This is a genomic window from Gibbsiella quercinecans (assembly GCF_002291425.1).
GTDB classification, from domain to species: Bacteria; Pseudomonadota; Gammaproteobacteria; order Enterobacterales; family Enterobacteriaceae; genus Gibbsiella; species Gibbsiella quercinecans.
Window position 1 is genome coordinate 2,122,059 of the sequence record NZ_CP014136.1, and the last position, 21,021, is coordinate 2,143,079.

18 protein-coding genes and 1 tRNA gene are annotated in these 21,021 nt (G+C 50.6%); 8 read left to right on the plus strand and 11 right to left on the minus strand.

The genetic code is table 11. The features are described 5' to 3' along the window. Positions 1-17: 17 nt before the first annotated feature. A complete protein-coding gene (locus ACN28Q_RS09865) occupies positions 18-1,472 on the minus strand; it encodes an efflux transporter outer membrane subunit (protein WP_095846190.1) in 1,455 nt (484 codons plus the stop codon). A 574-nt stretch (positions 1,473-2,046) separates the two neighbouring features. On the opposite strand from ACN28Q_RS09865, the gene ACN28Q_RS09870 reads away from it, so the two are divergent. Beyond that, positions 2,047-2,760, plus strand: a complete 714-nt coding sequence (locus tag ACN28Q_RS09870) for an AAA family ATPase (protein ID WP_095846191.1) — start codon at positions 2,047-2,049, stop codon at positions 2,758-2,760. 564 nt (positions 2,761-3,324) lie between these two features. Here the strand turns inward: ACN28Q_RS09870 and ACN28Q_RS09875 are convergent. Next, on the minus strand, positions 3,325-3,960 hold the full coding sequence (locus ACN28Q_RS09875; protein ID WP_095846192.1) for a pyrimidine 5'-nucleotidase: 636 nt from the start codon (positions 3,958-3,960) through the stop codon (positions 3,325-3,327). Between the two features lie 886 nt (positions 3,961-4,846). Here ACN28Q_RS09875 and ACN28Q_RS09880 point away from each other — a divergent pair. The 3 genes from ACN28Q_RS09880 (at position 4,847) to ACN28Q_RS09890 (ending at position 7,937) form a co-directional block, all read left to right on the plus strand. Further along, positions 4,847-5,053: an IS1-like element transposase gene (locus ACN28Q_RS09880; RefSeq protein ID WP_165907119.1), complete on the plus strand. Its 207-nt coding sequence runs from the start codon at positions 4,847-4,849 to the stop codon at positions 5,051-5,053. A gap of 655 nt (positions 5,054-5,708) precedes the next feature. Next, positions 5,709-6,620: an AvrD family protein gene (locus ACN28Q_RS09885; RefSeq protein WP_095846194.1), complete on the plus strand. Its 912-nt coding sequence runs from the start codon at positions 5,709-5,711 to the stop codon at positions 6,618-6,620. 117 nt (positions 6,621-6,737) lie between these two features. After that, positions 6,738-7,937: an acetyl-CoA C-acetyltransferase gene (locus tag ACN28Q_RS09890; RefSeq protein ID WP_095846195.1), complete on the plus strand. Its 1,200-nt coding sequence runs from the start codon at positions 6,738-6,740 to the stop codon at positions 7,935-7,937. 219 nt (positions 7,938-8,156) lie between these two features. Here the strand turns inward: ACN28Q_RS09890 and ACN28Q_RS09895 are convergent, their stop codons facing one another. From ACN28Q_RS09895 to aspA, 7 genes are all read right to left on the minus strand, one after another. After that, positions 8,157-8,744 carry a TetR/AcrR family transcriptional regulator gene (locus ACN28Q_RS09895; protein ID WP_095846196.1) on the minus strand — a complete coding sequence of 196 codons (588 nt, stop codon included), beginning with the start codon at positions 8,742-8,744 and terminating at the stop codon, positions 8,157-8,159. A gap of 525 nt (positions 8,745-9,269) precedes the next feature. Next, positions 9,270-9,345, minus strand: a tRNA-Phe gene (locus tag ACN28Q_RS09900). A gap of 152 nt (positions 9,346-9,497) precedes the next feature. Further along, positions 9,498-10,073: a division control transcriptional repressor DicD gene (gene dicD, locus ACN28Q_RS09905; RefSeq protein ID WP_095846197.1), complete on the minus strand. Its 576-nt coding sequence runs from the start codon at positions 10,071-10,073 to the stop codon at positions 9,498-9,500. A gap of 40 nt (positions 10,074-10,113) precedes the next feature. Beyond that, positions 10,114-11,820 (minus strand): protein-disulfide reductase DsbD, encoded by a 1,707-nt coding sequence (locus ACN28Q_RS09910; RefSeq protein ID WP_095846198.1) that lies wholly within the window; start codon positions 11,818-11,820, stop codon positions 10,114-10,116. Beyond that, positions 11,796-12,119, minus strand: a complete 324-nt coding sequence (gene cutA / locus ACN28Q_RS09915) for a divalent cation tolerance protein CutA (protein WP_095846199.1) — start codon at positions 12,117-12,119, stop codon at positions 11,796-11,798. The genes ACN28Q_RS09910 and cutA overlap by 25 nt, the downstream gene beginning before the upstream one ends. Before the next feature lie 119 nt (positions 12,120-12,238). Next, positions 12,239-13,540 carry an anaerobic C4-dicarboxylate transporter gene (locus ACN28Q_RS09920; RefSeq protein ID WP_095848985.1) on the minus strand — a complete coding sequence of 434 codons (1,302 nt, stop codon included), beginning with the start codon at positions 13,538-13,540 and terminating at the stop codon, positions 12,239-12,241. 117 nt (positions 13,541-13,657) lie between these two features. Next, a complete protein-coding gene (aspA, locus tag ACN28Q_RS09925) occupies positions 13,658-15,094 on the minus strand; it encodes an aspartate ammonia-lyase (RefSeq protein WP_095846200.1) in 1,437 nt (478 codons plus the stop codon). Positions 15,095-15,535: 441 nt separating this feature from the next. Between aspA and ACN28Q_RS09930 the strand changes: the two genes are divergently transcribed. The 4 genes from ACN28Q_RS09930 (at position 15,536) to ACN28Q_RS09945 (ending at position 18,892) form a co-directional block, all read left to right on the plus strand. Next, positions 15,536-16,024 (plus strand): FxsA family protein, encoded by a 489-nt coding sequence (locus ACN28Q_RS09930; protein ID WP_095846201.1) that lies wholly within the window; start codon positions 15,536-15,538, stop codon positions 16,022-16,024. Positions 16,025-16,264: 240 nt separating this feature from the next. Continuing rightward, on the plus strand, positions 16,265-16,558 hold the full coding sequence (locus ACN28Q_RS09935) for a co-chaperone GroES (protein ID WP_095846202.1): 294 nt from the start codon (positions 16,265-16,267) through the stop codon (positions 16,556-16,558). Positions 16,559-16,603: 45 nt separating this feature from the next. Further along, positions 16,604-18,250, plus strand: coding sequence for a chaperonin GroEL (gene groL / locus ACN28Q_RS09940; protein WP_095846203.1), 1,647 nt, complete (start codon positions 16,604-16,606; stop codon positions 18,248-18,250). A gap of 297 nt (positions 18,251-18,547) precedes the next feature. After that, on the plus strand, positions 18,548-18,892 hold the full coding sequence (locus tag ACN28Q_RS09945) for a DUF4156 domain-containing protein (protein ID WP_095846204.1): 345 nt from the start codon (positions 18,548-18,550) through the stop codon (positions 18,890-18,892). Positions 18,893-18,968: 76 nt separating this feature from the next. Here the strand turns inward: ACN28Q_RS09945 and actP are convergent, their stop codons facing one another. Together actP and ACN28Q_RS09955 are read right to left on the minus strand one after the other, a co-directional pair. After that, positions 18,969-20,621: a cation/acetate symporter ActP gene (gene actP, locus ACN28Q_RS09950; RefSeq protein ID WP_095846205.1), complete on the minus strand. Its 1,653-nt coding sequence runs from the start codon at positions 20,619-20,621 to the stop codon at positions 18,969-18,971. Then, positions 20,618-20,929: a DUF485 domain-containing protein gene (locus ACN28Q_RS09955; RefSeq protein WP_095846206.1), complete on the minus strand. Its 312-nt coding sequence runs from the start codon at positions 20,927-20,929 to the stop codon at positions 20,618-20,620. Before ACN28Q_RS09955 ends, actP begins: the two co-directional genes overlap by 4 nt. Positions 20,930-21,021: the final 92 nt, after the last annotated feature.

The window sequence follows — 21,021 nt, forward strand, 5'->3', positions numbered from 1 at the left end:
TCCACATGTGTCTATTATTATGATTTTTGGCCCGCTGCTGGGGCCTGATAGCCGCCCCCAAGCGCACGGATGAGACGGATTTTTGCCTGCATCAACTGACTGCTGGCGCGAAGTTGCGCCTGTTGTTGTTGCTGAAACGCTGACTGGCTGCTTAAGAGTTCATCCCTGCCGATGATGCCCGCGCGATATCTTGCATCCGAAACGCGATACACCTCTTCAAGCGATTTCGCGGCAGAAGATGCCTGCTGCCATTGTTCGACACGGCTTTTCGACAGGGTTATGGCATCCGCAGTTTGTTGGATGGCGTTCAGGATGGTCTGGTTATACGACTCGACGGACTGATCAAATAACGCGGACTCTTCGCCCAGCCTGGAGCGCAAAGCCCCTGCGTGGAAAATCGGCAGCGAAATTGCTGGCATGATGTTCCAGGCTTTACTGGCGGCCTCCAGAAGATTCGGGCTGGTGCCTCCGTAATGGGTGGTCGTCAAACCACCAAAGGCACTGATAGAAAGGCTTGGATAAAACGCTTTTTTTGCTGCGCTGACACGTTGGGCATAGGCTTCCACCAGATCACGCTGTGCGGTAATGTCAGGTCGTTTGCCTAGTAAATCCAGCGTCAATTCGCCTTTCGGCGCCAGTGCGTCAGGTGACGGCAGCGTAACGGCGTGTAGCCCGTTCATCGCATCCGGACCCCGCCCCGCCAGTGCGGAAAGCTGATGTCTCAATTGTTCGGTTTGTGATAACAGACCAATGATCTGCTGTTTGGCACTATCGGCCTGAGCCCGCGTTTGCTGTGGGATGTCAATGCCATACACACCGGCCTGATACTGCGCTTTACGCAAATCGACCAGACGCTGATGGTTATCCACTTCCTGTTGCAAGACGTCCTGCAAAGCCAGGTTGGCCTGCAACTGATAATAGGCTGACGCCACCGCACAGGTCAGCGTCAGAGCGGCTTCGGCCTGTTCAGCACGGGTGGAATCCACCTGTGCCTTCGCGGCATTCACCTGATCGCGGTATTTTCCCCACCAGTCAAATTCATAGCTCAGATTCAGCCCGAGGCTGTTTCTGTTGTCGTAAATCGGCGCTTCAGGGTAGCTGGTCAGGAACGGCGGAATCGTGTTTTTCGCCACACGTTCACGTCGCATTGAACCATTTAAATCCAGATAAGGGCCGTTGGCCGCATCGGCCTCGCCCATCACGCTTTGCGCTTCCCGCACGCGGGCCGCTGCCTGACGTAATGATGGCGAGTTTTGCAACGTCGTTATCATCAGCGTCTCGAGCTGCGGGTCATTTAAACTACGCCACCACTGTGGGCCGATGGTCAGAGAACTGTGCGTTGCCTGCTGCAGATGAAGCTGTTGCGTATCGAACAGCGACGACTGAGGAGCAATATTGTTATTGGCGGCGCAGCCGGCCAAAATGACAATGGCAAACAGCGGCGCAAACCGCCAGCATGCTTGGTGTGACATATAGGTTACCTGAACAGAAAATCAAAAAATTTACGCGGTGCCGCGTTGGTTTCTATAGCGTCACTGCATCTGAAATGACCGCCCCGAATCCGCAAATGACAAGACTGGTCTTCATGTCTAAATTCCTTTATCATGAGCAAAACTAACTACAACGTTGGAGTTTAATTTAGTGCTATTTTCAATAAATGACAACTACCTTTGAACAAAAGGTAAGAGATACTGAAGATGCTAAACCTAGGATTTCACAAATGTCTGCAGTTAAGTTTGAAGGCACAAAATCCATTGAAGGTTTTGTTGACCACCAATACCTACCTGCGAGACGCTCTCTCACGGTTAAGGACAACTATGAATGTCGTGTTAAGCATATATAGGCTGAAATCCAAAAGTGTTAATTTTTAAATTAGGGGGAGGGAATCCATTCACATAAATTAAACAATATAACCAAATATAAATAAATGGCATAAAAATTAGAATCTTATGAGCGCTTTTCAATAAGAAAATTAGAATAACTTTCGCACACAATTTTCCGTCAGCGCTCTATTGATTATCGAATAAAAATACATCGGATAAAACTATGAAAATTGCAATCTCAGGTACTTACTCATCGGGAAAAACTTTCACCGCGATGGTTCTAGCTCATTACACAGGTGTACCTCGTCTCCTTTCAAAAACAATGAGAGAGATAATGCCGGGGCTGATACCCGGGAAACGCCTTGCGGAAGTATCACCTGAGGAATTTCTGCATTTAGTGATTGCACGTCATATTGGTCGAGTGGAGTGTGAAATTATGCAAGGCTCCAGCTACATATCAGATGGCACTTCATTACAGGAACTGTTATATGGCGAAGCACGGCTAGTACATGGCATTAATCCGTCAGTCGGTACCAAAGAAAATGGTCAATACGCTACAGACATTCCATTCTTTGCTCGGGTATTGAAGGAAATTAGTCGCTCTTTGAAAGCTCATGTAGCCAAGACATATGACATATTTTTCCATCTCAAACATGAACTACCGCTTACAGCTGATGGTCATCGTCCGATGAATGCTGATTTCCGGGATTTAGTTGATCAACGTTTACTGGAAATACTGAATGAAATTGGAATTCCATATGTAATAGTAAGTGGTGATGTAGAGCAAAGAGTTAAAACGATATCTGAGAATCTAAATTTAAAACCAGTGATGTCTATTACGGAGGCGATTGAACGTGCCACACTAGATTACAAAGCACAAGACCTTCGCTTTGAAGAAGAACGTTCAAAAAACGCACACATGATGAATTCTCATTGATAATAACTAAGGAGAGGATTAAAATGGTTCTATCGCATGAAAGCGTTGGCAGGTAACATGCTATTTTTTTGAGATACTGCCGGCCCTTGTATCTGATCAGGGTCAAAAGCCCAACCGCACAAAACGTACGGTTGGGCTTCTAAATAATATATGCACACCGGTCCGACATGAATTGGCCACATACCTTTTGACTCTGACGAAGTCGTCAAATACGATATGTGAATTTATACTGTATTCTGTATAAATGCTTTTTCTCGGGAGTAACCGTCCAGATACCAAATTCCATAAAACAGCTGATCATCGCCATGTGCCACTCCCTCGGCGGCATAGTCCGTTTTCCATTATGCCGCCTGGATAACCCGCCTCACCAGTTTTTTTTGCAATAACTCCCTTGATACTCAAGGTCTCTAGTCATGGAATGTGCTGGTTGAGTTTTTATAATCTTAAGGAATGGCAATCGTACATCAGCCTTAGATACATAAAAACATGATTGCTCTGCGCTTGTTTACACGTTCTAAAAAACAGATGATAAATTGACGGTCACCTATCCTTCATACTCTAATACTATAAGGATTTAAAAAAGGCATTCACATTTTCACAGGCATAGTGATCCTCATGTTGCATTGAGGTAGTAATAAGAACCGTTTTCATCCCGCACATCTTTGGAATACTCAAATTCGCAAGCGTATCTTCGAACATAATCGCGCGCTTAGGAACGATCCCAAACTTATCAATAAAACGTTCATAGGTCTGTTCGGCTGGCTTAGGAACATAACCTGCGTCAGCAATATCAAATATATCCGTGATCTGAGAAGAAATACCAAGTACTTCAAGAACCCGGGTTGCGTGCCATTTTGGAGATGAGGTAAATATAATCTTTCTTCCTGGGATTGAAGCAAGCTGGCTTTGAAGCAAGATATCATGACTCAAAACAGAGTAATCTATTTTATATATATAATCTAGATACTCGTCCGGTTTAACTTGATACTCCTTCATCAAGCCTCGAAGAGCAGTTCCATAACGCAGGAAATAGTCCTTACGAATTACCATTGCCTCAGCTTCACTTATATCGAAGTAGTGTGTAATCCATGCCGTAATCCGCGCATCTACCTGCCCCCACAATCCACTATTTTTTGGATATAGTGTATTATCGAGATCAAATACCCAGTCACTAATCTGTAACATATCTTGATGGTTCATTTTTTCCTCATTATAATATGGAACAAGCAATCTCCGTACAGAGAGAACTGCGGTCAATCACTGTTGTTATCTGTTCAATCATCTATTTCCACGAAAATTTCGAGAGAATAGACTATCCGAACCAGTTATATTTGATTCATGATGTCGTTTTCCGTAAATGTCGTTGCGGAGGCTCTTTACCACATTGATCAAAATGATGTTCTGGATAGTAATGTTGCTAGATCGAAGGTCGTACATAAGCAAATTTCGCTCATAATGAATTGCACACGCTCAACGTTTCCCTATTACCATGCAGCACATTTGAGTTAAAAGCAATAATATGAACCAAGAAAAATCGCCCTCTCTCACGTTGACTTCATATTATTTTTCTTGTAAAGAATCAAATTAGAAAATATCCATTAACCATTTTTCAACTGAAAATTATCTTACCCAGAACAATAGATACCAATTTAATCAAGGTTCCTTTCCTCAATTTTTACCAGGCTTAGCCTACTGTTGGCACTATGCCGACAATGCCAGTTGTAAATCAACTTCAATAAACTCGAATATCACTGTTTTCATCGCCTTTCGTGTGTTGATATGGTCTCCTTGGACGAATTCTCCTTTCTGGCTATGGCAGACGGATTTAATGATCTTGAATCAATCAATACTCTTGACACGAATGCTTCATAGGTTTAATTTGAACTCCAACGTTGCAGTTTTCTTTGGAAGAATAGAAGTATACTTAGCATCTAGTTAATTTATATATACTTATTGTTGGTGATGACTCTGAGCTATAGAGTTGTATAAAACACGCTATTTACCTGCGCTCTCCTGCTATAGCAAAGATTTTTTTCTTGTCGATTTTGTGGTCGAACGCACCCGGTTCGTAAACATGATTCTAATCATGTCGGACCTCAGCGTTTTCGGTGCCTTAAATGCTGTAAAGCTTTTAGAGCTTGAATATGCTTACGAAGCCCCTAAATCCGATACAAAAGAGAAAATTGTCGATATGGCGTTGAATGGCTCCGACATCAGAGATACGGTGCAAACGTTAAAAGTTGGCATAATTATGGTCATCCAAACGTTAAAAAACTCGAATCGATACAGATGATCGGTAAAGCCGCCGTGTATGAATACATAGCACTGATTTGTAAGGTTAATGAGAATAGTCTTATGTCGGCAGCAGAACGAACAGATACTGGCTATGGTATTCCTGTGATACCAATAGAGAATAAGTGGTTACCATGTTTTGTAGCCGCGAATCGATGCCACTTGCCACAAGCGTCTTGATTTATTTCCTCCATTTGACATCGGTTTTATTGTAACGGATGACATGGGAAGCTATAAGCTATAAACAAGAAAAAACATGGGTAGAGAATTTTGTGAGTAAAATATTCACACAACGGATAGAGCTGCATAATATTAACCTATGGGCATAGATTAATCAGCTTGCAAAGGAAACAACTTTTCTTTCTCATTCTTTTGAGGTTCATGAAAACGTGAGCGGTATCTATATAGAAAAATAATTATAACAGATTGAGGTCATGGCCTTATTTTTTAGAAAATAGTTTATCAAAATACAAGACTTCTCGTCTTGTGAGTTGACAATGCACATAACTACATATTGTTAATAATATTGAGTATATTGTCGATAGAAAAAAATGAATAACATTAGAAATTTAAATTAATGAGATATAACATGCTTTTGTTGTAATAAAAAATCACCCCCCTCTTAAAATCACTTAGCAATCAATAAGGGAACACATATGAGTTTGTCATACTATAAAAAAATTGATGATTTTCTTGGCGACCGAAACTCCCGTTACTTCGGAGATGGTTATTTGAAAACTAATCAATCGATAGAAAATTTCCAACTATTGACGGGCGCCGACCATACTCGTTTTGTATGCAATGGTGTGGTTATTCTCCCTGAACTCTGGTCTAAAAAAGGGAAAAGTAATCAAACTCCACATCTTAGTACTATTGATGTGCTTGAGTTGTCCATTGAATGCCTAAGGCAATTATTACTAGCTAGGACTTTACAAAACAGGCCAGTTAGTGCCGGTCATATCAAAAAAATAAGCATTATTGCAGGGAACGCACCAGTGGAAACCTCATTGGATAATATAGAAATTTCTGGAAAAGTATTAGAAGATAGCGATGGTAATCATGTGTTGGAATTATCTATCGCAAATATGCAATTGGAAATCGTCTATGTCCCAACAGTTAGCGCCAGTCTTCCAGTCCTCTCCCTTAAAAAACAACCTATCGAAGTTTCCTGTGTGATGGTTCATGCAGATAACGACGAATCTACCGCTTCTGCAGTTGTGAAACCTTTATCGATATGTACTGATGAAACGTGGTCCATTTCCAGTTGTTTCGCAGCATCACTGCAACTGGGACAAACGTTATTGTATAATCTTGATAACGTGGATCGTGCCAAGAGCAACACATTGTGGATGAAAAGAACTACCATCACATTTTCGAACGAATTATCACGTTTAACATTACTGTCTCAACCAATCTCCACGAAACTCGAAAATGTGAGAAAATATAATAAAACTGATGGTGATTGGCGAAGGGCAGATATTGTTAGCGTTTTTTGCAACGCGAAAATCGTCTGCTCAGTAACCCATCGACTACCTCCTGAGATTCAGCCTAAAAAGACTTATCAATAACTGATTCGCAAAAAATTTCCATCAAATATCCTGATCTTCATGCGAATAATTTTAAGCAGTGGATCTAATTAAAGTTTATGTATCATCACATCATAATATGTTGTTTCAGGGGGAGTTATGGGGAAAAGTAGGGATATTGTTATCGTAGCGGCTAAACGTACGGCAATTGGTCGTATTCAAGGCAGTTTGTCTACCCTACCTGCTTATCAGCTAGGTGCTGAATTAATAAGCTGTATTCTTAATAAGATAAATGTAGAGCCGGAGCAAATAACTGAGGTAATTCTCGGACAAACACTAACCGCTGGATGTGGCCAAAATCCTGCACGGCAGGCAGCAATTGCGGCGGGATTGCCATATACCATTCCTGCTATGACCATAAATAAAGTGTGCGGCTCCGGCCTGAAGGCTATTCATTTAGCAATGCAGTCCATCGAAAATGGGGATGCAGATCTTGTTATTGCCGGTGGTCAAGAGAATATGAGTCTGGCTCCTTATCTGATACCCAAAGCGCGAACTGGCTTACGCCAAGGGCACGCAATGCTTCAGGACAGTTTGATCCATGATGGACTCTGGGATTCATTTAATGACTATCACATGGGGCTCACAGCGGAAAACCTTGCAAAAAGATATTCCATCAACAGAGAGGAACAAGATGCTTACGCTTTTGCGTCGCAAAGGAAGGCTCTTGAGGCTATTGCAGCAGGACAATTCCGGGACGAAATTGTCCCCATAACTGTTCGTCTGAAAAATAATGCGGTTCGTATCTTCGATACCGACGAACAGCCTCGTTCTGATGCGGTGATGGACAAACTGGCTCAACTAAAGCCGGCCTTCCAAAAGGAAGGTACTGTCACTGCAGGGAATTCCTCAACTCTAAACGATGGTGCAGCAGTGCTCCTAATGGCTAGCGCAGAGAAAGCCGCTGCGTTGCGCTTACCAGTTCTTGCAACGGTGAAATCATTCGCCAGCGTTGGTGTCGATCCTGCGGTAATGGGCATAGGCCCAGTCCCCGCAACCCGATTGGCATTAGCTCGTGCCGGTTGGAACATTGAGGACCTTGATCTAATAGAGGCTAATGAGGCCTTCGCGGCACAAATTCTAGCTGTAAATAAAGAGATTAAGTGGGATACACGCAAAGTGAATGTGAACGGGGGAGCGATCGCGTTAGGACACCCTCTTGGAGCCTCCGGTGCTCGCATTCTTGTCACGTTGATACATGAGTTACAGCGTCGGAGTTTGCGAAAAGGCCTCGCGACTCTGTGCGTTGGGGGAGGGCAAGGACTGGCTATAACTTTGGAACGATCTTCACACCTTTAGGTATCTGCCCAACTTTAAATTTATAGAGCCTGTACATCGGTTTGTGTAATGACCTGATTTTGATATGTTTTCCCCAACATCGAAAACAGATTAATTTTTGGACGAAAAACAGTTGCAGGCTCTGGCTAACGAACTGGCCAAAAATATCTAAACGCCTTAGGATCTCAGTCAGTTCAATCGTCTACTAAAGAAATTACACAAAATCCTAAACAGGCTCATTTATGGCGCTAGCGCCAGACGATGAGCCGCCAGCACGACAGAAGCCCTGCGGCGAGCATGTTCGCGAGCATCATCAGTTCCCGCAAACATACGTGCAACTTGGGGTAATGCAGCCCACCATCCAGCCAGCCCCAGAATCAGGAAGGCCAGGTGATCGGCATCAAAATCACGGGTGACTATTCCGGCTTCTTGAGCATCCTTAATAGCTTGAGTTTTGACTATATAGAATTTACGCCGTACATCTTCATCGGGTACTTTTCCATTTAGTACCAACCCTTCCCAGCGTAGAAGCCTGTTGAGTTCCGGGTGTTCACGATGATAATCATAAGCCCGACCCGCATATTCACCGATATCTTCAACGGTCAATGCCTCAATCGCCACTGCCTGCGCGACTTTTGCCAACTCTTCACTCAGGACTGTCTTGAACAAAGATTGTTTGTCGCCAAAATATTTATAAACTCTTTCTTTGTTAACTCCTGCTGTTTTCGCAACCAACTCAATGGTGGCGCCATCGGGCCCCAGTTCCGCAAACTGAACTACTGCTGCGTTCAAAATTTTTCGTTTAGTGCCCTCGGTATCCCAAGCCATCGGTTACCCCTCTTTTTAATCTGCAGAATGACAGAAATATTGGAAGCATACTGAATTAAACAGCAACGTTGCAGTTGACATTTTAGCATCAAAATTAATATTAGTAATTGGTCATTCAAAAAAATTGATACAAGGTGTGCACATCCTGATGTCAATCCGGCACCATGATCATCGTTGTTCAAGCGAGCAAGGTTTCCTAGCATGAACCTACCCACAAATAGTGGATACGCTGTTAAATGAGTGGATTTGACCCTATATATCCAGACGTTTTTCTCTCTTACGGCTGCGATAATTTCCTACGAATATATTGCTGTAGTGAACGATACCCCTGCGCACAGTACGAACTATAAAAAGAAAGAGGAGTTGAGCTTGAGGAAAAACACTGGGAACGCGTTTGCGTAATGTGTGACGTCGGCCCTTGCGAACCTTACACGTGCGTGAAGCGAGTAATAGGACGAAGCTCGCTGGAGAGTTCGCATCCCAAAAAGCAAAAAACCAGCCATCAGGCTGGTTTCTTTGAATTAGTGGTGCCCGGACTCGGAATCGAACCAAGGACACGGGGATTTTCAATCCCCTGCTCTACCGACTGAGCTATCCGGGCAACGGGGCGCATTAAACCGTAAAGGCCTGTCGGCGTCAACGGATTTATCGCTCATAAACCGGCAAAGTGATTCATTTGCTGGCTTTTCAGGCAAAAAACGCAAAATATCACCCTCTATGGCCAAAAAACCACCGCGCCTTTCGCCTGTAATATCAGCCCAATGCGCCGTGTTTACGGCACTGCGCCACCTGTAAGACATCCTCCGCTAGCCGTTTGGCCATGAAGACATCCTGGAGCTGGCGTTTTACCAGCAGTTTGCTCAGGCACCCCTCCTGAATCAGCTCCATCTGCTGCGCCACCATGTCCGCATCGTCTGCCTCCATCTCACGCAACAGATCGCGCGTCAACGCCAGCGAGCTCTGCTTTTGCTGTTCCGCCAACAGATGAATGGGATGTTCCGGCTCTGGGTAAAAGCTGCAGGCGGCGATAAACAGGCAACCTGGATAGCGGCCATTGCGCACGTATTCGGCCAGCACGTCATAGCGCGCGAGCAATTTCTGTTGCGACGACAGGTTTTCATCCAACAACAGCTGCCGGCGCCAGGTATCGATCTGCTGCCCATGATAGCGTAGGCAATCATACAGCAGGGCTTCTCTGTCTGGCCAAAAGGGGCTGAAATCGTGCGGCTGCACGCTCAACTGCTTCGCCAGCATCTCAAGGGTCATGCTCGCCAGGCCGTATTGTTCCAACAGCCCCAAGGCGGTATCAAGAACGTGTTCACGTTGCACTTGCACTCCCTCCCAATTCAGTTCAGATAAACAGTGTCGTTTACAGCACGGTTTTCTGCAAATGTGTATGGAACGCCGCGGCATCCATAAAACCCGTCACCCGGCTGGCGGGCAGTTCGCGCCCGGCGGCATCGAAGAACAAAATGGTGGGTAGCCCCAGCACCTGTAGGTGCTTCAATAATACCGCCTGCTCCGCATTGTTGGCCGTCACATCGGCCTGCAGCAGCACGGCTCCGGCTAATGCCGCCTGTACGCCGGCATCGCTGAACGTATATTTCTCAAACTCTTTGCATGCCACACACCAATCGGCGTACAGATCCAGCATCACCGGCTTCCCCTGCGCCTGACGTAACGCTTGATCCAACTGCGCCACATTGTGGATAGGCATAAACGCCAAGCCTGACTGCGGGGCCTGTTGAGCAGGTGCGCCGCCAAAGGCCCAATCTTGCAACGGCCGGGCGGCGATGACTGCGGCGGCCAACAACAGGATTTGGGCGATGCGCGCCCAACGTTGCGCCGTTTTCAGGCTCAGCAGAAATGCCCAGCCGAAGAAAGCCAGGCCAAGCAAGCTCCAAAGCCGCAGGCCCCATACCTCGCCAATCACCCGTTCTAACAGGAACACCGGCAGCGCAAGGATCACAAAGCCAAAGGCCTCTTTAACATACTGCATCCACGGCCCGCTGCGCGGCAGCAAGCGGTTGCCGAACAACGTCACCACCACCAACGGGATCCCCATCCCCAGAGCATATAAATACAGCGTTCCCGCCCCACTTAGCAGGTTGCCGCTTTGCGCGATATACAACAGAATGGCGCTAAGCGGTGCTGTGGTGCAAGGTGAACAAATCAGGCCGGCCAACGCGCCCATCACAAACACCCCGGCCAATGAGCCGCCCTGCTGTGTGTTGCTCCACTGCGCCAAACGGGTTTGCAAGCCCGTGGGCAGTTGCAACGAATACAGCCCGAACATCGACAGCGCCAGCGCGATAAACATCAGCGAAAGGCCGATCAACACATACGGGTGCTGCAAGGCCGCTTGGAACTGCAGCCCGGCGGCGGCCACCACCAGCCCAAGCAGGGTATAGGTCAATGCCATCCCCTGCACATACACCAGCGCCAGTATCAAGGTGCGGCTGGTGCTGGGCGGGCGTTTGCCGCCGAGAATAATGCTGGAAATCAGCGGGTACATCGGCAGCACGCAGGGGGTAAACGCGATGCCAATGCCAAACAGCAAGGCCCACAGCGGTGAGAACGGCGGGCTGGCCGGGTTGGGGCCGGCCGGTGACGGAGCGCCGGCCGGGGCCGTTGCCGCCACCGCGTCCAGCGGGATCACCCGCGTTTCCGGTGGGTAACAGAACCCCGCTTCCGCGCAGCCCTGGTAGGTAATGCTCAGGCTGGCGTGTTCGGCCGCCTGCTGCAACGGGATCGCCAGTTGCAGCTTCTGCTGGTAAATTTGCACCTCGCCGAAGAACTCATCTTTGTGGGGCAGCCCGACGGGCAACGCAAACGGCCCCAGCACCGCTTGCTGCGGCACCCATTTAATCTGCTGGCGGTAGAGATAATAACCGGGGCGGATTTGCCAGTTCAGCATTAGCTGGCTGCCCTGTTGTTTAAAATCGAAGGCAAAGGCCTGATCGACAGGCACAAACTGGCTGCCGCTCGTTTGCCCAAACAGCGAAGCCTGAGCCGCCTGCGGCAAAAACAGCAGGCTGCAAAGCAGCAAAATCAATTTAATGAGGCGTTGATCCATAACAGGTAGTCTTTCTCTCCAGCCATCACCGGCACCACCAAGAGTTCTGGGGTTTGGTAGGGGTGATGTGTTTTCAGGCACTCAAGCAGAGCCTGCTGATGGTGACGATCGCTTTTCAGCAACATCTGCACCTCTTGCGCCTGCTCAAGTTGGCCTTCCCAGTAATACAGCGAACGCGCACCCGGCAACAGCGTGGCGCAGGCCGCCAGTTTCTCATTTAACACGCGCTCCGCCAACGCCTGGGCGCAGGCCTCGTCGGGTGCGGTACAGAGTATGATCACGGCATCGCAGTCAGGCATGGTTATCCCCTTTCAACTCGCTTCCGGTAAGGCACTATACCCCGAGGAAGGGCGGACCAGAAGGCGCGTTTGCCGCCACAGTAGAGCGGGCAGAAAAAACTGCGGCGCCGGGCGTGAGATCACAGCATGATGCTGCCCAATAAAAACCCGAACAACACCGACAGCACCACACCGATGGTGCCGGGAATAAGAAACGGATGGTTAAACACAAAGCGGCCAATGCGGGTGGTGCCGGTATCATCCATCTGCACCGCGGCCACCAACGTTGGGTAAGTGGGCAAAATAAACAGGCCGGAAACGGCGGCAAACGAGGCAATCGCCGTCAGTGGGCTGACATTCAGCGCCAACGCCATCGGCATCAGCGCCTTGGCCGTCGCCGCCTGGGAATATAATAACGCCGAGCAGAAGAAGAAGATCACCGCCAGCAGCCATGGGTGCGCTTGCACCACGCTACCCGCCGTGGCCTTAATCCAGCCGATATTGTCCTGCACAAAGGTGTCGCCCAACCAGGCTACCCCCAGAATACAGATACTGGCGCTCATGCCGGCCTTAAACGTGCTGGAGCCCAAAATCGCATCGGTATCCACCCGGCACAGCAGGGTAATGAAGGTCGCCACACTCAGCATGATCACCAAAATCGCACTGGTGGTACTCATCAACGGCGTCTCCACCAGGCCAACGCTCGGGCTGTTGACGATCGCATAGGCCACCACGCTCAGCACGCCGAGCAAAAACAGCAACACAGAAATTTTGGCGCCGGGCTTCACGCTCTTCAGGGCATTGCCGCGCAAAGCGATCACCCCCTCTTCAAAACGTTTCTGGTAGACCGGATCGTTAGACAAACGCGCATCAAACAGCCAGCTCACCAGCAGCGCCATCAACAGTATGGCGCAGAAGGTAGAAGGAATAACCACCCCCAGCATGCTCAGGTAGCTCACCCCGCGCCCTTCCATAACCGAAGTCATATAAACAACGGCGGCAGAAATCGGCGAAGCGGTAATGGCGATCTGGGCGGATACCACAGCGGTAGATAGCGGCCGCGAGGGCTTGATGCCCTGCTCTTTCGCCACCTCGGCAATCACCGGCAGCGCAGACAGGGAAATATTGCCCGTACCGGCAAACAGCGTCAGGATGTAAGTGACGACAGGCGCCAACACGGTAATATGCCTGGGGTTTTTACGCAGCAGCTTTTCCGTCTGCTGCACCAAAAAATCCATTCCGCCGGCAACCTGCATGGTTGAAATGGCGGCGATCACCGCCATCACAATCGAGATCACATCAAAAGGAATACTGCCCGGTTTAACGCCCATCAGCGCCAGCACCAATACGCCCAGGCCGCCGGCAAAGCCAATGCCGATACCACCCAGCCTGGCGCCCAGAAAAATCGCCAGCAGGACGATAATCAATTCCACCGCTAACATCATGTTTACCCCAGGTCATCACGCAGCAAAAAGATAAAAAGTGAACATCTTGCATCGAAAATAAAAAGGCACGCGATCGCGGGATGCACGTGCCTAACGCATTAGCAAAGGACTGTGTTATTGGCCATTTTCATCGGTATAGCGCTTGGCCTTATAGGCCGGGTGCATCAGGTTATCGACCGAGAAGATGTCATCCAGCTCCGCTTCCGTCAGCAGCCCGCGCTCCAGCACCACTTCGCGCACGCTCTTGCCGGTTTCGGCGCAGATCTTGCCCACGATGTCGCCGTTGTGGTGGCCGATGAACGGGTTTAGATAGGTGACGATGCCGATTGAATTGAACACGTAGTGCTCGCACACCGCTTTGTTGGCAGTGATGCCATTGACGCATTTTTCCAGCAGGTTGTAGCAGGCGTTGGTGAGGATATGAATGGATTCGAACATCGCCTGGCCGATCACCGGCTCCATCACGTTCAACTGCAACTGGCCGGCTTCGGCCGCCATGGTCACGCAGCTGTCGTTGCCGATCACCTTAAAGCACACCTGGTTCACCACTTCCGGCACCACCGGGTTGACCTTGGCCGGCATGATCGATGAGCCCGCCTGCAACTGCGGCAGGTTGATTTCGTTCAGCCCGGCGCGCGGGCCAGAAGACAGCAGCCGCAGATCGTTACAGATTTTCGATAGCTTCACCGCCAGCCGCTTGAGCGCGCTGTGCACCATCACGTAGGCCCCGCAGTCCGAGGTGGCTTCGATCAGATCTTCCGCCGGCACCACCGGCAGGTTGCTGACTTCCGCCAGTTTCTGCACCGCCAGGTGCTGGTAGCCTTCCGGGGTGTTCAGCGCCGTGCCGATCGCCGTCGCCCCCAGGTTCACTTCCAGCAGCAGCTCTGCGGTGCGCTGCAGGTTGCGCACCTCTTCATTCAGCAGCACGGCAAAGGCCTTGAACTCCTGGCCCAGCGTCATCGGCACTGCATCCTGCAACTGGGTGCGCCCCATCTTCAGAATGGTGGCGAACTCCTGCGCCTTGCGCGCAAAGCCTTCACGCAGTTCATTGATGGCATCCATCAGTTTGAGGATCGAGGCATAGACGGCAATGCGAAAACCGGTGGGGTACGCATCGTTGGTGGACTGGCTCTGGTTGAGGTGATCGTTGGGGTTCAGGTATTGGTACTCCCCCTTCTGGTGGCCCATCAGCTCCAGGCCGATATTCGCCAGCACTTCATTGGTGTTCATGTTGAGCGAGGTACCCGCCCCGCCCTGGAACACATCCACCGGGAACTGATCCATGCACTTGCCGTTATCCAGCACTTCATCACAGGCGCGGATGATGATATCGGCGATATTGCGCGGGATGGCTTTCAGCTCTTTGTTCGCCAGGGCGGCAGCTTTTTTCACCATCACCATGCCGCGCACAAACTCCGGGACATCGCTGATTTTGCTGTTGCTGATATAAAAGTTTTCAATCGCACGCAGGGTATGAATGCCGTAATAGGCCTCTGCGGGGACTTCGCGGGTGCCGAGCAGATCTTCTTCGATACGAATGTTGTTTGACATGAGGGCCTTCTCTATGTTGCTGCCGAGTGGATGACGTGCATTTCTGTATAACTAATTATATTGCCAGAGGCGATAAACACCGGAGTATTGTTTTAACAGCTTTCGACAATCAAGATCATATGCTGCTTTGAAACAAATTAGTGAATCCAGATCACTATCTGGCGCTCCAACCGGTGCCCTCTTTACATTCTGTGAGCTGTTTCACGCCCGGCGAGGCCAACCTGTTGAAAAAAGACGCTATACCCAGATCTTGTCTATGGTTAATAGCGTGGGCGGCTGCGGCGGCAACAAATCCTCCGGCGCAGTAATAAAAACGGCCGCTTGGTTGAAATACCGGTACGGGATCCCCACTCTAGTAAAATCGGCCCCTGCTTCGGGCCCCACTTTTTCGCGTATGCGCCACCGCGCGGGTGCGCAGATTCCATATAATAGGAGAGCACTGTGCGCTGGTTACCCTTCTTGCTGATATTTCTGTTGGTTTACATAGAAATATCCTTATTTATCAAAGTCGCCGCAGTCCTTGGCGTTGCAGTCACCCTGCTGCTGGTGATTTTCACCTCCTGCGTCGGCGTTTCGCTGGTGCGCAACCAAGGCGTCAAAACCTTTGTGCAGATGCAGCAGAAGCTGGCCGCGGGCGAAAGCCCAGCAGCAGAGATGGTGAAAAGCGTGTCGCTGGTGTTGGCCGGTTTCCTGCTGTTGGTGCCCGGTTTCTTTACCGATTTCCTCGGCCTGCTGCTGTTGCTGCCGCCGGTTCAGAAATCCCTGACGCTGAAGCTGATGCCGCATCTTTCCGTTTACCGTCCCGGCGGCTGGGGCGGTGGCGCCGCCAACGGCAACACCTTCGACGGTGAATTTCAGCGCAAAGACCACGATGGCCACCTGCTTGATCACCAGCCGGACGATCACAATAAACGTAACGACGATCGCTAATCGCCCACAGCCATAATCCCCGCGCCAGCGGGGATCCTCCCGCCCTGGCGGCCCCACCGGCCCGCGAACCGTTTCTTTTATGGCCGTAGCGCCGAATGTCGCTCAAAAGCAAAATTTTTTTGATCTCCCCCCTTGAAGCCGGTTGGAATGCCCCCATTTCAAATCTCAACAACGCCGGTAATACACGATCGGCACATTAACCTAAAACCTGATACAGACCTTCTTACAGGAGAGCGTTCAATGAGTATTCGTCCATTGCATGACCGCGTTATCGTCAAGCGTAAAGAAGTTGAATCAAAATCTGCTGGCGGCATCGTACTAACGGGCTCTGCAGCGGGTAAATCTACTCGTGGTGAAGTGGTCGCCGTTGGCAAAGGGCGCGTTCTTGAAAACGGCAGCACCCAACCACTGGATGTTAAAGTCGGCGATATCGTGATTTTCAACGACGGTTACGGCGTTAAAGCAGAGAAGATCGACAATGAAGAAGTGTTGATCATGTCCGAAAGCGACATTCTGGCAATTGTTGAAGCGTAATCTCGCTTTTATCTTTGACTCTGAACGAATTTAAGGGAAATACCAATGGCAGCTAAAGACGTAAAATTCGGTAACGACGCCCGCGTAAAAATGCAGCGTGGCGTGAATGTTCTCGCTGATGCAGTAAAAGTCACCCTGGGCCCGAAAGGCCGTAACGTTGTGCTGGACAAATCTTTCGGCGCGCCAAGCATCACCAAAGACGGCGTTTCCGTTGCACGTGAAATCGAACTGGAAGACAAGTTCGAAAACATGGGCGCACAGATGGTGAAAGAAGTTGCCTCCAAAGCGAACGACGCTGCGGGCGACGGTACCACCACGGCAACCGTACTGGCTCAGTCCATCATCAACGAAGGCCTGAAAGCCGTTGCTGCAGGCATGAACCCAATGGACCTGAAACGCGGTATCGATAAAGCCGTTATCGCCGCTGTGGAAGAGCTGAAAAAACTGTCCGTGCCTTGCTCCGATTCCAAAGCTATCGCTCAGGTGGGCACCATCTCTGCGAACTCCGACGAAACCGTGGGTAAACTGATCGCAGAAGCGATGGATAAAGTCGGTAAAGAAGGCGTTATCACCGTTGAAGAAGGTTCTGGCCTGCAAGACGAACTGGACGTTGTAGAAGGTATGCAGTTCGATCGCGGCTACCTGTCCCCTTACTTCATCAACAAACCAGAAACCGGTTCTGTTGAGCTGGAAAGCCCATTCATCCTGCTGGTTGACAAAAAAGTCTCCAACATCCGTGAAATGCTGCCAGTTCTGGAAGCCGTTGCCAAAGCCGGTAAACCTCTGCTGATCATCGCAGAAGACGTTGAAGGCGAAGCGCTGGCGACCCTGGTGGTTAACACCATGCGCGGCATCGTGAAAGTGGCTGCGGTTAAAGCACCTGGCTTCGGCGATCGTCGTAAAGCCATGCTGCAAGATATCGCAACCCTGACTGCAGGTACCGTTATCTCTGAAGAGATCGGCCTGGAGCTGGAAAAAGCCACCCTGGAAGACCTCGGCCAGGCTAAACGCGTTGTGATCAACAAAGACACCACCATCATCATTGATGGCGTGGGCGAAGAAGCCACAATTCAGGGCCGTGTCAGCCAGATCCGTCAGCAGATCGAAGAAGCAACTTCTGACTACGATCGTGAAAAACTGCAAGAGCGCGTGGCTAAACTGGCCGGCGGCGTTGCCGTTATCAAAGTTGGCGCAGCAACCGAAGTTGAAATGAAAGAGAAAAAAGCACGCGTTGAAGATGCCCTGCACGCAACCCGTGCTGCGGTTGAAGAAGGCGTGGTTGCCGGCGGTGGTGTTGCGCTGATCCGCGTAGCAGGCAAAATTGTTAACCTGAAAGGCGACAACGAAGACCAGAACGTGGGGATCAAAGTTGCCCTGCGCGCCATGGAAGCTCCGCTGCGCCAGATCGTTATCAACGCCGGTGAAGAAGCCTCTGTTATCGCCAACAACGTGAAAGCGGGCGAAGGCAGCTACGGCTACAACGCATTCTCCGAAGAATACGGCGATATGATCGCAATGGGTATTCTGGATCCAACCAAAGTAACCCGTTCTGCTCTGCAGTATGCAGCTTCTGTTGCCGGCCTGATGATCACCACCGAATGTATGGTGACCGACCTGCCGAAAGAAGATAAAGCCGATCTGGGCGCTGCCGGCGGTATGGGCGGCATGGGTGGCATGGGCGGCATGATGTAATCAAGCCCCACACCCTGGTGTGAGATCGAATGCCAGTCAGTGAATGCTGACTGGCATTTTTTTATGCGCCACGCCGCCCCTTCCCGCCTGCAACACGCTTGTGCCGCCACCAAGCGGTTTTTTCATGTTGCGTGCGCTACCACTCGGCATTTGATGATATTTTTACCGGCAGGGCGGATTTAGCGTGTAAACTGATACACCATCGGCCGTCACTCAAGACGTTTGGCCAAGTAATACGGCAACACATGCTTAAGGGATAGAACTTTGCTTAATTCTCAATGTGATATGGGGAAGAAGATGCGGATTAAAGCCTTACTGGGTCTTTCGGCAGCCATGCTGCTGGCAGGTTGCACCACCACGAATACGCTGACGGCAGCGGGTCAGCAGGTTAAATTTACCGATGCCAAACCGGCGGCAGAGTGCCGGTTGGTTGGCGAAGTCACCGGTACACAGAGCAACTGGCTGTCTGGCAGCGATGCTGAAAGCACCGGCCTGCGCGGCGCAGCGAACGATCTGCGCAACAAAGCCGCAGAGCTGGGTGGTAACGTCATCTATGGCGCTAACAGCCCAAGCCAAAACCTGCTGTCGAGCTTTGCCCCGCTGGACAGCAAAATGGTCGGCCAGGTCTACAAGTGCCCATAGCCTGCCGTTAGCCGCCACAAAAACGCCCCTTTCCTGATAGCAGCAAAGGGGCGTTTGTTTTTGGTCTGGCGGCGGGTTAATGCGCGCTGCTTTGGGAGATCCCCAGCCCGGTTTGCGAACGCACAAACTGCGAACGGAAGCGCACCCGTTCTTGCTGGCCCGCCAGCGAACCATCCGTCACCGAGAAGAACCAGGTGCCGATAAACGCCACCAGCATGGAAAACAGCGCCGGATACTCATAGGGGTAGATCGCTTTTTCATGGCCCAGGATCTGCACCCAAATGGTCGGGCCCAGGATCATCAGGATCACCGCCGTCAGCAGCCCCAGCCAGCCGCCAATCATCGCGCCCCGCGTCGTCAGCCGCGACCAATACATAGAAAGAATGATAATCGGGAAGTTACAGCTGGCGGCGATAGAAAACGCCAGGCCCACCATAAAGGCGATATTCTGCTTCTCGAACAAGATCCCCAGCGCGATCGCGACGATCCCCAACACCAGCACCGTGATCTTCGACACCTTCAGTTCATCACGTTCCGTCGCTTTACCATCTTTGATCACGCTGGCGTACAGATCGTGAGAAACCGCCGACGCGCCGGCCAACGTCAAACCAGCCACCACCGCCAGAATGGTGGCAAACGCCACCGCCGAGATAAAGCCCAGGAAGAAGTTGCCGCCCACCGCATTGGCCAGGTGCACCGCCGCCATATTGGTGCCGCCCAGCAGCGCGCCGGTGGCATCCTTGAAGGCCGGGTTACCGCTCACCAGCAGAATGGCGCCGAAGCCGATAATAAAGGTCAGAATATAGAAGTAGCCAATAAAACCGGTGGCGTAGAACACACTTTTGCGCGCTTCCTTGGCATCGTTAACGGTGAAAAAGCGCATCAGGATATGCGGCAGCCCTGCGGTGCCGAACATCAATGCCAACCCCAGCGACAGCGCCGAGATCGGATCGGAAACCAGGCCGCCAGGGCTCATGATGGCACTGCCCTTCGGGTGCACCTTCACCGCTTCGGCGAACAGCGCATTGAAGTCAAAGTTCACCGATTTCATCACCATCAGCGCCATAAAGCTGGCCCCGGCCAGCAGCAATACGGCTTTGATGATCTGCACCCAGGTGGTGGCCAGCATGCCGCCGAACAACACGTACAGCACCATCAGAATGCCCACCAGGATCACCGCCACATGGTAGTTCAGGCCAAACAGCAATTCGATCAGCTTACCGGCACCCACCATCTGCGCGATCAGATACAACGCCACCACCACCAGCGAGCCGCAGGCGGATAGCGAGCGGATCGGTTTTTGTCGCAACCGGTAGGAAGCCACATCGGCAAAGGTATAGCGCCCCAGGTTGCGCAGGCGTTCAGCAATCAAAAACAGGATTATCGGCCAGCCGATCAAAAAGCCGATGGAATAGATCAGGCCGTCGTAGCCCGAGGTATAGACCAGGGCGGAAATCCCCAGGAACGATGCCGCCGACATAAAGTCGCCGGCAATCGCCAGGCCATTCTGAAAGCCGGTGATGCGGCCGCCGGCGGTGTAATAATCCTGGCGCGAACGCGTGCGTTTGGAAGCCCAATAGGTGATATACAGCGTGGCGCCGACAAACAACAGGAACATCGCAATCGCCTGAATGTTCAGCGGCTGGCGCTGCACCGCGCCGCCAATCGCATCCGCACAGGCGGCGCCCGGCAGGCCGACCAATACGGCGGCAGAGAACAGGCGCTTCATGGCTTCACCTCACGCAGAATTTCGGCCGTCAGGCGATCAAATTCGCCGTTGGCGCGGAACACATACACGCCGGTGAGGACAAAGGAAATGACAATCAGCCCAACGCCGATGGGAATGCCGCGGGTAATGGTGGAGCCGGCGGCGATCGGCGTGCCAAGCCACTGTGGGTTGAAAGCGATCAGCAAGATGAAGCCGACGTACAAGGCCAGCGTAATCAACGAAAGCAGCCAGGCAAAGCGGCTGCGTTTGCGTACCAGCGCCTGAAAGCGCGGGTTTGCCTCAATGCCTTGATAAATGCCGTCATTCATCAGAATTTCTCCAGTCGGTATTGATAAGCACAGCGCGCTTCACGGCCATTCAGCAACCACACCGGCTTGCTGAACGGCCATCGGCGGCAAAA

Excerpts from the sequence above, each read along its gene's own strand:
- ACN28Q_RS09865 (WP_095846190.1), bottom strand. The coding sequence starts at position 1,472 with ATGTCACACCAAGCATGCTGGCGGTTTGCGCCGCTGTTTGCCATTGTC.
- ACN28Q_RS09870 (WP_095846191.1), top strand. The coding sequence starts at position 2,047 with ATGAAAATTGCAATCTCAGGTACTTACTCATCGGGAAAAACTTTCACC.
- ACN28Q_RS09875 (WP_095846192.1), bottom strand. The coding sequence starts at position 3,960 with ATGAACCATCAAGATATGTTACAGATTAGTGACTGGGTATTTGATCTC.
- ACN28Q_RS09880 (WP_165907119.1), top strand. The coding sequence starts at position 4,847 with ATGTCGGACCTCAGCGTTTTCGGTGCCTTAAATGCTGTAAAGCTTTTA.
- ACN28Q_RS09885 (WP_095846194.1), top strand. The coding sequence starts at position 5,709 with ATGAGTTTGTCATACTATAAAAAAATTGATGATTTTCTTGGCGACCGA.
- ACN28Q_RS09890 (WP_095846195.1), top strand. The coding sequence starts at position 6,738 with ATGGGGAAAAGTAGGGATATTGTTATCGTAGCGGCTAAACGTACGGCA.
- ACN28Q_RS09895 (WP_095846196.1), bottom strand. The coding sequence starts at position 8,744 with ATGGCTTGGGATACCGAGGGCACTAAACGAAAAATTTTGAACGCAGCA.
- ACN28Q_RS09910 (WP_095846198.1), bottom strand. The coding sequence starts at position 11,820 with ATGGATCAACGCCTCATTAAATTGATTTTGCTGCTTTGCAGCCTGCTG.
- cutA (WP_095846199.1), bottom strand. The coding sequence starts at position 12,119 with ATGCCTGACTGCGATGCCGTGATCATACTCTGTACCGCACCCGACGAG.
- ACN28Q_RS09920 (WP_095848985.1), bottom strand. The coding sequence starts at position 13,540 with ATGTTAGCGGTGGAATTGATTATCGTCCTGCTGGCGATTTTTCTGGGC.
- aspA (WP_095846200.1), bottom strand. The coding sequence starts at position 15,094 with ATGTCAAACAACATTCGTATCGAAGAAGATCTGCTCGGCACCCGCGAA.
- ACN28Q_RS09935 (WP_095846202.1), top strand. The coding sequence starts at position 16,265 with ATGAGTATTCGTCCATTGCATGACCGCGTTATCGTCAAGCGTAAAGAA.
- groL (WP_095846203.1), top strand. The coding sequence starts at position 16,604 with ATGGCAGCTAAAGACGTAAAATTCGGTAACGACGCCCGCGTAAAAATG.
- ACN28Q_RS09945 (WP_095846204.1), top strand. The coding sequence starts at position 18,548 with ATGCGGATTAAAGCCTTACTGGGTCTTTCGGCAGCCATGCTGCTGGCA.
- actP (WP_095846205.1), bottom strand. The coding sequence starts at position 20,621 with ATGAAGCGCCTGTTCTCTGCCGCCGTATTGGTCGGCCTGCCGGGCGCC.
- ACN28Q_RS09955 (WP_095846206.1), bottom strand. The coding sequence starts at position 20,929 with ATGAATGACGGCATTTATCAAGGCATTGAGGCAAACCCGCGCTTTCAG.